This is a genomic window from Lysobacter capsici (assembly GCF_014779555.2).
Lineage (GTDB): Bacteria > Pseudomonadota > Gammaproteobacteria > Xanthomonadales > Xanthomonadaceae > Lysobacter > Lysobacter capsici.
Genome location: NZ_CP094357.1, coordinates 1,709,172 through 1,720,981, shown reverse-complemented (window position 1 = coordinate 1,720,981; position 11,810 = coordinate 1,709,172). Strand labels below are relative to the sequence as shown.

Here is an 11,810-nt window from a genome sequence, read left to right as displayed (position 1 = left end):
CAGCAGGCACATAACATACATAGAAATACACTCGATTTCGGCCGATTCATGGCGCACGGGATCGCTTCGTTCTCTCGCTCAATTCGTATCGGAGAACTCCCAACGCCACGTCGGCGTACTCCGATACAAGTTCGGGGCATCATCCGGTTCTCGCGTCCGATCCAGCCTGCCACTCTGCCGCTCTCTCACATGCAAAGGAATGCACATGCGGCGGATACGAGGACTGTCTCTTATCGAAGTGGTGGTGGCGCTCATGATCGCCACGCTCGTGCTGGGGTTCGCGCTACCGGCGCTGGGCCGGATCGTCGATCGCGCCCACGTCGCCCATGCGCAAACCCAGTTGGGAGAGAGCTTTCTGACAGCGACGCGTCATGCGGTGGCGAGCGGAAGCGCCACCGTCATCTGCCCTGTGAATGAGACCGGCGACTGCGAAGAAGCGCCGGACTGGAGCCGAGGTTGGCTGGTCTTCGCCGACCTCGACAACGATCGGCGGTTTGGCGGCCGTGACATCGTCATCCGTCGCTTCGAACCGGTCGCCGGCGGTTTGCGGCTATACAGCACGGAAGGTCGCAAGCGCATCGTCTTTCAACCGCAAGGCGACAGCGCCGGAACCAATGTCACTTTCACGCTCTGCTCGCGCCGACACAACGCGATCGGGCAGCTGATGCTTTCGAACACGGGGCGATTCCGTGCCGCCAAAATCACCAGCGACAGCGATCGGCTCTGTATTTAAGCGCATGCAGATCTGGCACCGGCACCGACGTCCGTCGCGCACATCCGACGCCCTGAGGAACTGATGGAGCTAACAACGACCCGACATCGCAAGCACAATCGACCCGGTCGGCGAGATCTTGGGGATGGCAATCAATCGTCATCGGCGTTTTCGTCGCGGCATCCGTTTTTTTCGTTGGCCGGCTCAAATGCAGACGTCACGACCCAGCTGGACTCGTCCGACCCTGCTCACCACGATCTTGCGCACGTTTTCCGCGCCAGGCGTACATGTCGCCGGCTTGAGGGTGAAACTGGGCGACGCGGCCCCCACAAGGCGGCCGCGCTCATCGAAGGCCAGCACGCTGCCTCCACCGGACATCCCGGTCGCCATGATTTCGATTCGACCCGGGGCCGATACCTGACGCAACACCTCGACGGTGGAAGGCATCCCATCGCCGTCGCGATCGGCCCAAACGATCCAGCCGTCGCTCCAGTCTTTGCTGCAACTCGCTCCGTCGATACTGGCGCAGACATAGCCACCGTGCGAGTTACGGAATCCTATATTGCGAGCGAGGCTGACCGCGGCGACCAGTTCATTGGCCGATACCGCAACGCGATTGGAATTCCATGCCTCGCGCATGCCCGGCACCGCGAACGCCGCCAGAATTCCGATAAGCGCGACGCCGACCAATAGTTCGATTGCGGTAAAGCCGCCGACATGACCAGTATGCATTTCCGCTTCCACGTTCCCCTGAGGAACACATCTCCGCGGAGCCGGATTAGAGGACAGCCATGCCGATAAGCGGCATATCGACGAGGGCAAGCGGAAAACCGGGCTTGTATCGAACGTAAAAACATCACATGGAATGATCCAGGATTAGATTTCGTGTGCCACCTTTCGAAAATGCAGGACGAACTTGAGCGGGTAAGGATTCATCATCCCGTGCCATATCGGGCGACGAATTGCGCTCTCTAGAAAACCCGATATCCGCCTCACGTCCGAAAAGTGATGCCGGCGATGGTGCCGGTGTCGAGTGCCAACTCCATACGCCCGAAAGCCACCTGTAATCGGCCGATATAGGGATCTGTGCCCGCCCTTCTCGCTCCAGCCTCTCCAAAACTGCGTTCACCCTCGCAGACTGTGCTGTGATTGCCTATTCAGGAAGAAGCCACCCGGCCTGGCGGAACCATTCGTTCCACCACCTGAACCGGGTCCAGGTTAAACTGCGGCCCATACGCCCTCCCCCCGAGGGTCGCAGCCAAGAACCGAATGTCCGAGGACGACAGTAGTAGCACCCACCCGCCGGAACACCACGAGAAACGGCGCTCCTGGCTCGACCGCATCAGCTCCGCGCTGTCGGGCGAACCCAGTTCCCGCGAAGATCTGGTCGAGTTGTTGCGCGATGCGCAATCCGACGGGCTGATCGCCGCCGACACCTTGCGCATGATGGAAGGCGCGATCGCCGTGTCCGACCTCACCGTCGGCGATGTGATGATCCCGCGTTCGCAGATGGTCGCGCTGCCGGCCGAGGCCAAGTTCCTCGACCTGATGAAGATGGTGGTCGAGTCCGGTCATTCGCGCTTCCCGGTGCATGGCGAGGACAAGGACGAGATCCTCGGCATCCTGCTGGCCAAGGACCTGCTGCGCGGCGTGGTCGCCGACAACGGTCCAGGCACGATTCACGAGTTGCTGCGACCGGCGGTGCTGATTCCCGAGTCCAAGCGCCTGGACGTGCTGCTGCGCGAGTTCCGCCAGTCGCGCAATCACATGGCAATCGTGATCGACGAGCACGGCGGCGTCGCCGGCCTGCTCACGATCGAGGACGTGCTGGAACAGATCGTCGGCGAGATCGACGACGAGCACGACGAAGCCGAGAATCCCGATGCCTTGATCGCGGCCCAGGCCGACGGTCAGTACGTGGTCGATGCGTTGACCCCGATCGACGATTTCAACGAACGCTTCGGCGCGGATTTCGACGACGACGAGTACGACACCATCGGCGGTCTGGTGACCGCGGCGATCGGGCACCTGCCCGAGGCCGGCGAGGAACTGACCCTGGACCGCTTCGTGTTCCGCGTGGCCAGCGCCGATGCGCGGCGCGTGCATGCGTTCCATGTCGGGGTGTTGGGCAGTTTGTGAGGGGATGCCGCGGCGCGGGTCGCGGTTATCGGGCTCGGTCCTTACGCGGGTTGAATTCGACGCGTTGAAGCCGGCGCGCACTTGCATCAGATCTGGCAGGGTGGACCCGCGGCGAATCGTAGGCCGCGCGCCCTCATCCGGCCCTTCGGGCCACCTTCTCCCGCTTGCGGGAGAAGGGCGTGTCGAATGATCGTCCCTGGGTTTCGTTCTCGGCGGTCGGGCTGCGTCGTTGTCGGCGCCGCTGAAGCCGGCTCGCTTATGGCGACCGCCGGCCTCGCAAAGCCGTGCGGGCCTGGGCGAGCAACCTGAGTGCCGCCGGCCATGTCGGGGTGCTGGGTCGCCTGTACGGCACCCACTTCGTCCAGCAGGCAGAGACGAATCGACACGATTCGTCGCGCCGGGTCGCTACGAAGGAGTCGATGACCACGACTGCCGGCCTGTGTCGCCGGCCTTGCTCGCCATGAGCGCCCTGCTGAGCCGACCCAACCGGGCCGGCGATGCCCAGGCCTGATAGCGCATCTGCCTGGGGGGCAGAAGATCGTCACACGCGACGGCACTCCAAATCCCCACTCCAGCCACGGCACACCCCGACCGGCTGTTTACAATGGCCGCCACCCGCCCTGCCGGACTCAGCCCCTCGTGACCTTCCTGCCCCGTGTCGTCCGGCTGTTCGCCCTGGCCCTGTTGCTGTCGCTTTCCAGCGTGACCCTCGCCGCCGCGGCCGACGCGCCCACGGCCGCGGCGAAAGCCATGGAGTCGAAGTCCGGCGATTCGAACCCGGCTGAGCACAAGCCGGCCGATCCGACGCCCTCCGATTCGAACCCCGCGGCGGCACCCCGGCCGACCGGACCGCAGCCGCCGCGCGTGGGCATGGTCACCATGCAGCCGGGCCAGGAGTTCTGGTCGCGCTTCGGCCACGACGCGCTGGTGGTGCTCGACCCGAACACCGACAAGGCGATCTCCTACAACTTCGGCTACTTCGACCCGAGCGAGCCCGACTTCGTGCCGCGCTTCATCCGCAACGATATGCGCTATCGCCTGCTCGCGCTGCCGTTCGAGGCCGACATCGGCCAGTACGGGCTGGAAGGCCGCGGCGTGTCGGTGCAGTGGCTCGATCTCACCCCCGCGCAGGCGCGCGAGATCGCCGAAGCGCTGCGGGTCAACGCGCTGCCGGAAAATTCCTACTACCGCTATCAGTACTTCGACGACAACTGCGCCACCCGCGTGCGCGACGCCATCGACACCGCGCTCGGCGGCGGGCTGCGGCGCCAGATCGAAGGCCGCTCGCACGGCAATACCCTGCGCAGCGAGGCGCTGCGCCTGTCCAAGCCCGAGCCGTGGATGTGGCTGGTGCTGGACGTGATGATGGGTCCGGAAGCGGACAAACCGGTGCCGGTGTGGGCCGAGTCCTACGTGCCCGGCCGCCTCGCCGCGGCCCTGCGCGAGGTCAAGAACAACGAAGGCCGGCCGCTGGTGGCCGAGGAACGCCAGTTGCTGCCGCATCAGATCTCGCCCGACCCCGAAGCCACCCCGCTGCCGTGGTGGCCATGGGCGCTGACCGGCCTGGTGCTGGGCGCGGCGCTGGCCTGGATCGGCGACCGCAGCCCGCGCGTGCTCGCCGTCGTCGCGCTGCCGCTGTGGGGCGTGCTCGGGCTGATCGGCGCGGTATTGGTCTATGCCTGGGTCGACACCAACCACAACTACATCTGGGCCAACCGCAACCTGCTGCTGTTCAATCCGCTGTGCCTGCTGCTGTGGTTCGGCGGTTTGCGCGCGCTGCGCGGGCGCGAGACCGGGCCGGTGTTCGTGTGGCTGACCGCGCTGGTCGCGCTGAGCTCGCTGGCGGCGTTGTTCATGTACTGGCTGCCGGTGTATCCGCAGCGCAACGCGCACTGGATCGCCCTGTGGCTGCCGATCCACACGGGCCTGTGGCTGGGCTTCCGCAAGGCCGCCCGATTGCGACTGGCCTGACGGCTTGCCGCTGCCGCCGCGCGCGGGCACGATTCGGGGATGAAAGATCCCGCCCTGCCCCAATGCGTCATCAACTGCGCGGCCTACGGCCGCGACGGAACCCGCCGCGACATCAGCCTGGACGCGATCAGCGACGTGCTCGCGGTCGACGACGGCAGCTTCGTCTGGGTCGGCCTGTACGAGCCCGATGAAGGCATCCTGGAAAAACTGCAGGAGGAGTTCTGCCTGCACGACCTCGCGGTCGAGGACGCGCACAACGCGCATCAGCGGCCGAAGATCGAGTCCTATGGCAACTCGCTGTTCGTCGCCATCCACACCGCGCAGAAGATCGACAACCGCATCCGCTTCGGCGAGACGCATATGTTCGTCGGTCCGCGCTATCTGGTCACCGTGCGCCACGGCGCCTCGATCAGCTACAAGGCCGCGCGCGCGCGCATGGAGCGCGAGCCGGACCTGCTCGAACACGGACCGGGCGCGGCGCTGTACGCGGTGTTCGACAGCGTGGTCGACAATTTCATGCCGATCGTCGAGGGCTTCACCCAGGAGCTCAACGAGCTGGAAAAGGACATCTTCGCCGAGGATTTCAGCAAGGAGACCGTGCAGGAACTGTACGACCTCAAGCGCGAACTGACCCGGCTGCGGATGGCGGTGGCGCCGCTGCAGGACATCCTGGGCCAGCTCGCGCGTTCGCGCGGCGGGCTGATCGACGAGGAGATCCAGCTGTATTTCCGCGACGTGCTCGATCACGCCGTGCGCATCAACGAAACCACCGACACCCTGCGCGAGATGCTGACCGCCGCGGTCAGCGTGAACCTGTCGCTGGTCACCGTGCGCCAGGGCGAGACCGTCAAGCGCCTGGGCGCCTGGGCCGCGCTGCTGGCCGCGCCGACACTGATCACCAGTTGGTATGGCATGAACTTCAAGTACATGCCGGAGCTTGAAGGCCAGTGGAGCTACGGCATTCTGGTCGGGGTGATCGCGCTGACTTGCGTGGTGTTGTATGTGGGGTTCAAGCGGGCTAAGTGGCTTTGAGGCCGGGATTTGGGATTTGGGATTTGGGATTTGGGATTTGGGATTCGGGATTCGGGATTCGGGAATCGGGAATCGGGAATCGGGAATCGGGAATCGGGAATCGGATCGAGCTTGAGGCTGTTGTCGCTTCCCGACGTCCCCGTTTGACGCCGATCGCTGAGTAGATCCCACCTCGTCAATTAGCCCACTTTGCAAAAGGGGGCTGGCGCCTGCGCCGCTGTGTCCGCCGAAAGGAATCCAATGCGCCGGGGGATTCGCTTTTCGATCGGGGCGATGCAGTTGTCGAGCTGAAAGCGAATCCCCCCTGCCCCCTTTTCCAAAGCGGGAAAAGCAACGGCAATCGCTTGTTGATGTCTCCGGCTGATGTCGATCGCTGAGTAGATCGCCCCTCGTCAATTCGCCCTCTTGGAATTCGCCCCCTTTGAAAAAGGGGGCTGGCGCCTGCGCCGCTGTGTGCGCCGAAAGAAATCCAATGCGCCGGGGGATTTGCTTTTCCATCAGGGCGATGCAGCTGTTGAAGTAAAAAGCGAATCCCCCCTGCCCCCCTTTTCCAAAGGGGGGAACAGCAACGGCGAACAGCGTAGGCGAAGGCGAAGGCGAAGGCGGCAGCTTCCCGCATCTCCTCAAACGGCCCCGAACCTCCCACCTAAGACCAAAGTATCAGCCCAATTAGTGCCGCTTTGCCGCACTGCGCATTGACCCGCCTGGACGCAGGGGCGACGCTTCGGTAGTTGAAAAACCGGGAGGGTCGTCATGAAAGGTGGCATCGGCAAGGTGGGCTGGGCGGCCCTGGCAGTTCTCGGGGCGTTCTGCCTCGGCACGATCGCGCTGCGGCGCGGCGAACACATCAACGCGCTGTGGATCGTGGTCGCGGCGGTGTCGATCTATCTGGTCGCGTACCGCTACTACTCCCTGTTCATCGCCAACAAGGTGATGCAGATCGATACGACCCGGGCCACGCCCGCGGTCCTCAACAACGACGGCCTGGACTACGTCCCGACCAACAAGCACGTGCTGTTCGGCCACCACTTCGCCGCGATCGCCGGCGCCGGGCCGCTGGTCGGGCCGGTGCTCGCCGCGCAGATGGGCTACCTGCCCGGGCTGCTGTGGCTGATCGTCGGCGTGGTCCTGGCCGGCGCGGTGCAGGACTTCATGGTCCTGTTCGTCTCCAGCCGCCGCAACGGCCGTTCGCTCGGCGATCTGGTGCGCGAGGAGATGGGCCGCATCCCCGGCACCATCGCCCTGTTCGGCGCGTTCCTGATCATGATCATCATCCTCGCGGTGCTGGCGATGATCGTGGTCAAGGCGCTCGCGGAAAGTCCGTGGGGCATGTTCACGGTGATGGCGACCTTGCCGATCGCGGTGATGATGGGCGTGTACATGCGCTACATCCGCCCGGGCAAGATCGGCGAAATCTCGGTGGTCGGCCTGATCCTGCTGCTCGCGGCGATCTGGTACGGCGGGGTGATCGCGGCCGATCCGGTGTGGGGCCCGCGCTTCACCTTCACCGGCACCCAGATCACCTGGATGCTGATCGGCTACGGCTTCGTCGCCGCGGTGTTGCCGGTGTGGCTGGTGCTGGCGCCGCGCGATTATCTGTCCACGTTCTTGAAGATCGGCACCATCATCGCGCTGGCGATCGGCATCGTGATCGTGATGCCCGACCTGCGCATGCCGGCGCTGACCCAGTTCACCGACGGCACCGGCCCGGTGTGGAAAGGCGGGCTGTTCCCGTTCCTGTTCATCACCATCGCCTGCGGCGCGGTGTCGGGTTTCCATGCGCTGATCTCCTCGGGCACCACGCCCAAGCTGCTCGCCAATGAAGGCCACATGCGCTACATCGGCTACGGCGGCATGCTGATGGAATCCTTCGTCGCGATCATGGCGCTGGTGGCCGCCTCGGTGATCGAGCCGGGCGTGTACTTCGCGATGAACAGTCCCGCCGCCCTGGTCGGCACCGACGTGCACGCGGTCGCGCAGACGATAAGCGGCTGGGGCTTCAGCGTCACCCCGGAAATGCTCGAGACCACGGCCAAGGACATCGGCGAACACACCATCCTCGCCCGCGCCGGCGGCGCGCCGACGCTCGCGGTCGGCATCGCCCAGATCCTGCACAACGTGTTGCCGGGCGAGAACACGATGGCGTTCTGGTATCACTTCGCGATCCTGTTCGAAGCCTTGTTCATCCTGACCGCGGTCGATGCCGGCACCCGCGCCGGCCGCTTCATGCTGCAGGACCTGCTCGGCAGCTTCGTGCCGGCGCTGCGCCGCACCGAGGCCTGGGGCCCGAACCTGCTCGCCACCGGCGGCTGCGTCGCGTTGTGGGGTTACTTCCTGTATCAGGGCGTGGTCGATCCGCTCGGCGGCATCAACACCTTGTGGCCGTTGTTCGGCATCGCCAACCAGATGCTCGCCGGCATCGCGTTGATGCTGTGCACGGTGGTGCTGTTCAAGATGAAACGCGATCGCTACGCCTGGGTCACCATGCTGCCGACCGCGTGGCTGCTGATCTGCACCACCGCCGCGGGTTTCATCAAGATCTTCCACAGCAACCCGTCGGTCGGCTTCCTCGCCCAGGCGCACAAGTACCAGGACGCGATCGCCAAGGGCGAAGTGGTCGCGCCGGCCAAGAGCATCGAGCAGATGCAGCAGATCATGGTCAACAGCTACGTCAACACCGGCCTGACCCTGCTGTTCCTGTTCGTGGTGTTCTCGGTGCTGGTGTACGCGATCGGCGCGATCCTCAAGGCGCGCGCCAATCCGCAGCGCAGCGATCGCGAATCGCCGTACGTGACGATGACGCCCGCGCAGATGGCGGACCACTGACATGGGCACCGCACTCGTACCCGCCAGCCAATATCAGTTATACAAGCGCACCTGGCGCCGCCTGGTGCAGACCGCGCGGCTGTGCTGCGGCGTGCCGGACTACGACAACTATGTCCGGCACATGATGGAGAAACATCCCGAGCGGCCGATCCCGGATTACGCGACGTTCTTTCGCCAGCGGCAGGATGCGCGCTATGGCGGCGGGCGGATCGGATGTTGTTGAACGCACAGGCACGTGGATGACGAAAGGCCGCCCGAGGGCGGCCTTTGTTTTGCGCGATTATCGATGCACTCGATGGCCGTCGGCATCATGGCGTACGACGATCAAGCGCCAACGCCCCGCGCATCAACGCTCATTGCAGTGCCAGCGCGGCACCACCGCAAAGCGCTCCTGCGCGAATGCAGGCAGCACGCCGAAAGCCGCTTGCGCTGTCACCTGCGAGATCATGGCGCTATCGCTTTCGTCATCCGGCAGTTGCGACGAGATCAACGCCGCCAGGGCGTGATTCAAGTTCGCGGGCAGATACGCGGCAGCGGCTCGCATATTGGCCAGGACGCACTCGCGCGCCTGAGCGGGCGAAAAATCGTCCAGCAGGTGTTCGAAATCGGCGGCACTCTCCACCAGTTTGGTGAAAACGAAATGTTCGAACGACGCCGTTTCTATCGCGCTGTCGTCGCGATCGTGCCAGACCAGTGCGACCGCGATCGTGCCCGCGGCGGTCGTCATCAGGCAATAGGCATCGCCGGCGCCGGAAATCGCGAACGGCACGAATGCGCGCGCGTGCTGAAAACCCGGATTGAGCCAGGCCTCGGCGATCTCTTCGGCCTGCTCCGGACCGATCCATTCCAGATCGTAGGCGCACGAAAGCAGCGGCTGCGCGCGCAGGGTGTAGTCGCTCCAGTTCGCCTTCCAATCGTCGAGATTTTCGCCGTAGCGGGTCTTGCCGTCGGCGATCAGGCGGGCGAACGTCGGTGGCAGGGGGATACCGGTGCGTGCGGCTAACGACTCGTAGGTCATGGCTGTAGGTCAGAAGCAATGAGGTTGCGGACAAGCGAGATGTAGGAGCGGCGCAAGCGGCGACCGCGAAACATCACGTGCGTCGTATGCGCGATGTCGCGGTCGCGGCTCGCGCCGCTCCTACAGTCGGACTTCAGGCAGGCGCAGCGCCCGCGAGCGAACGCAAGGTGATGCCGACGATGTACGCCAATCCCGTCCCGGTCGCGTAACCCAGCGTACCCAGCAACGCGCCCACCGGCGCCAGCGACGGATGGAACGCCGACGCCACCACCGGCGCCGAAGCCGGGCCGCCGATGTTGCTCTGCGAGCCGATCGCGAAATAGAAGAACGGCACCCGCAGCAAGCGGCCGACGCCCCACAGGATCGCGATATGCACGCTGATCCAGATCAGGCCCAGCGCGAACAGCCACGGTTTGTCGAGCAAGGCCAGAATATCCATCTGCAAGCCGATGCAGGCGATCAGGAAATACAGCAGCAGACTGCCGATCTTCGACGCGCCCGCGCCTTCGAGTTCGCGCGCGCGGGTGAAGCTCAGTGCCAGGCCGGCGAAGGTCGATACCGCGACCACCCAGAAGAACGGTTCGTGCAGGCTGACCGTGCGCGCCCACGACACGTTCGCGGCGAACCAGCCCGACAGCGGCGTGGCGATCGCATGCGCCAGGCCGACCACGCCGAAGGCGATGCCGATGATCATCGCCAGATCGGTCAGGCTGGCGATGCGCTGGTGCTGAGCCTGGAAACTTTCGATGCGCTGCTTGAGTTCCTCGATGCCCGAGGTGTCGGCGCCGCTGCGCTCGTCGATCTGCTTGGCGCGGCTGGCGAGGAAGATCAGCACCGCCATCCACACGTAGCCCACGCCGACGTCGACCACGGCGAACTGGCCGAAGGTGGTCGCATCGACCTGGAAGATCTCCTTCATCGCCAGCATGTTGGCGCCGCCGCCGATCCAGCTGCCGGCCAGAGCCGCCATGCCCCCCCAGGTGTCGCCGGACACGGTTTCGGGATGGAACGCGCGCATCGCGACGAAGGCGACGATCGCGCCGAGCATCACGCTGAGCGAGGACACCGCGTACATCAGCAGCAGCTTGGGGCCGAGCTTGAGCACGCCCTTGAGGTCGATGGTCAGGGTCAGCAGCACCAGCGCCGCCGGCAGCAGCACGCGGCTGGCGACCGGGTTGTAGAGCTTGGTGTTTTCGCCGTCGACCAGGCCGACGGTGTTGTAGATGCCCGGGATGAAATAGCACAGCAGCAGCGCCGGCACGAAGGTGTAGAACTTTTTCCAGAAGCCGGTCTGCTTCGACGAGGTCCAGAACACCAGGCCCAGGGTGGCGGCGATCAGGCCGAGGACGACGATGTCGTTGCTGATGAGCGCCGTGTGGGCGGTTTCGGGCATGCCGGGTGTCTCGTGCGTTGGTGTGATCGCTTTTACTTCGGATCGACCGGACGGGGCAAGGGCCGGTGGGGTGATGCCGCGAGTTCAGGTGGCGAAACGGTTGCCGCATGTCGTTGCCACGGCCGCCTCCTGTAGGAGCGGCGTGAGCCGCGATCGCGGCATCGCGCATACGACGCATTTGAGGTTTCGCGGTCGCGGCTTACGCCGCTCCTACAGTCGGAACCGGACAAGGCGCAACCCTCGCGGGAAACGGCGCCCAACGCGGCGCAGCTGTCGTCCTTCCATCGTTACCACGATAGCCCCTGCAGGAGCGGCGTGAGCCGCGACCGCGACCTCACACATACGACGCATATGAGGTGTCGCGGTCGCGGCTCACGCCGCTCCTACAGTCGGAACCGGACAACGCACAACCCTCGCGGGAAACGGCGCGCAACGCGGCACAGCTGTCGTCCTTCCATCGTTGCGACAATAGCCCCCTGTAGGAGCGGCGTGAGCCGCGACCGCGGCATCGCAGTTACGACGCAAGCGAGTTTCGCGGTCGCGGCTCGCGCCGCTCCTACAGTCGGAACCGGACAAGGCGCAACCCTCGCGGGAAACGGCGCCCAACGCGGCGCAGCTGTCGTTCTTCCATCGTTGCGACGATAGCCCCCTGAAGGAGAGGCGTGAGCCGCGATCGCGGCATCGCAGTTACGACGCATCTGAGGTTTCGCGGTCGCGGC

The 11,810-nt window shown here is 64.9% G+C and carries 9 protein-coding genes; 6 read left to right on the top strand and 3 right to left on the bottom strand.

Going from position 1 to position 11,810, the window contains the following annotated elements; all coding sequences use genetic code 11:
• The first annotated feature begins 199 nt into the window (after window positions 1-199).
• Window positions 200-733 carry a GspH/FimT family pseudopilin gene (locus IEQ11_RS06980; protein ID WP_343226532.1) on the top strand — a complete coding sequence of 178 codons (534 nt, stop codon included), beginning with the start codon at window positions 200-202 and terminating at the stop codon, window positions 731-733.
• A gap of 183 nt (window positions 734-916) precedes the next feature.
• Here IEQ11_RS06980 and IEQ11_RS06975 read toward each other — a convergent pair whose 3' ends face one another.
• On the bottom strand, window positions 917-1,444 hold the full coding sequence (locus IEQ11_RS06975; protein ID WP_191823296.1) for a GspH/FimT family pseudopilin: 528 nt from the start codon (window positions 1,442-1,444) through the stop codon (window positions 917-919).
• Between the two features lie 537 nt (window positions 1,445-1,981).
• Between IEQ11_RS06975 and IEQ11_RS06970 the strand changes: the two genes are divergently transcribed.
• The 5 genes from IEQ11_RS06970 to IEQ11_RS06950 all read left to right on the top strand — a co-directional run bounded on the left by IEQ11_RS06970 (window position 1,982) and on the right by IEQ11_RS06950 (window position 8,903).
• The gene (locus IEQ11_RS06970) at window positions 1,982-2,851 is read left to right on the top strand and encodes a CorC family transporter (protein WP_036101828.1); all 870 of its coding nucleotides are present in this window, start codon (window positions 1,982-1,984) and stop codon (window positions 2,849-2,851) included.
• Between the two features lie 639 nt (window positions 2,852-3,490).
• Entirely contained in the window at window positions 3,491-4,822 is a 1,332-nt protein-coding gene (locus IEQ11_RS06965; protein ID WP_096413963.1) for a lipoprotein N-acyltransferase Lnb domain-containing protein, read from the top strand.
• Window positions 4,823-4,861: 39 nt separating this feature from the next.
• Window positions 4,862-5,854 carry a magnesium/cobalt transporter CorA gene (corA, locus tag IEQ11_RS06960; RefSeq protein ID WP_036101827.1) on the top strand — a complete coding sequence of 331 codons (993 nt, stop codon included), beginning with the start codon at window positions 4,862-4,864 and terminating at the stop codon, window positions 5,852-5,854.
• A gap of 753 nt (window positions 5,855-6,607) precedes the next feature.
• A complete protein-coding gene (locus IEQ11_RS06955; protein WP_191821583.1) occupies window positions 6,608-8,680 on the top strand; it encodes a carbon starvation CstA family protein in 2,073 nt (690 codons plus the stop codon).
• Between the two features lies 1 nt (window position 8,681).
• The gene (locus IEQ11_RS06950) at window positions 8,682-8,903 is read left to right on the top strand and encodes a YbdD/YjiX family protein (protein WP_036101825.1); all 222 of its coding nucleotides are present in this window, start codon (window positions 8,682-8,684) and stop codon (window positions 8,901-8,903) included.
• Window positions 8,904-9,026: 123 nt separating this feature from the next.
• Here the strand turns inward: IEQ11_RS06950 and IEQ11_RS06945 are convergent, their stop codons facing one another.
• Together IEQ11_RS06945 and IEQ11_RS06940 are read right to left on the bottom strand one after the other, a co-directional pair.
• Complete coding sequence (locus IEQ11_RS06945; protein ID WP_191821584.1) at window positions 9,027-9,698, bottom strand: SMI1/KNR4 family protein; 672 nt, start codon at window positions 9,696-9,698, stop codon at window positions 9,027-9,029.
• A 133-nt stretch (window positions 9,699-9,831) separates the two neighbouring features.
• Window positions 9,832-11,091: a DUF819 family protein gene (locus tag IEQ11_RS06940; RefSeq protein ID WP_191821585.1), complete on the bottom strand. Its 1,260-nt coding sequence runs from the start codon at window positions 11,089-11,091 to the stop codon at window positions 9,832-9,834.
• Window positions 11,092-11,810 lie beyond the last annotated feature (719 nt).

What these genes read in the sequence shown, in the direction of transcription:
- IEQ11_RS06940 (WP_191821585.1), bottom strand. Translation starts at nt 11,091, where the DNA reads ATGCCCGAAACCGCCCACACGGCGCTCATCAGCAACGACATCGTCGTC.
- IEQ11_RS06975 (WP_191823296.1), bottom strand. Translation starts at nt 1,444, where the DNA reads ATGCATACTGGTCATGTCGGCGGCTTTACCGCAATCGAACTATTGGTC.
- IEQ11_RS06980 (WP_343226532.1), top strand. Translation starts at nt 200, where the DNA reads ATGCACATGCGGCGGATACGAGGACTGTCTCTTATCGAAGTGGTGGTG.
- IEQ11_RS06945 (WP_191821584.1), bottom strand. Translation starts at nt 9,698, where the DNA reads ATGACCTACGAGTCGTTAGCCGCACGCACCGGTATCCCCCTGCCACCG.
- IEQ11_RS06955 (WP_191821583.1), top strand. Translation starts at nt 6,608, where the DNA reads ATGAAAGGTGGCATCGGCAAGGTGGGCTGGGCGGCCCTGGCAGTTCTC.
- corA (WP_036101827.1), top strand. Translation starts at nt 4,862, where the DNA reads ATGAAAGATCCCGCCCTGCCCCAATGCGTCATCAACTGCGCGGCCTAC.
- IEQ11_RS06970 (WP_036101828.1), top strand. Translation starts at nt 1,982, where the DNA reads ATGTCCGAGGACGACAGTAGTAGCACCCACCCGCCGGAACACCACGAG.
- IEQ11_RS06950 (WP_036101825.1), top strand. Translation starts at nt 8,682, where the DNA reads ATGGGCACCGCACTCGTACCCGCCAGCCAATATCAGTTATACAAGCGC.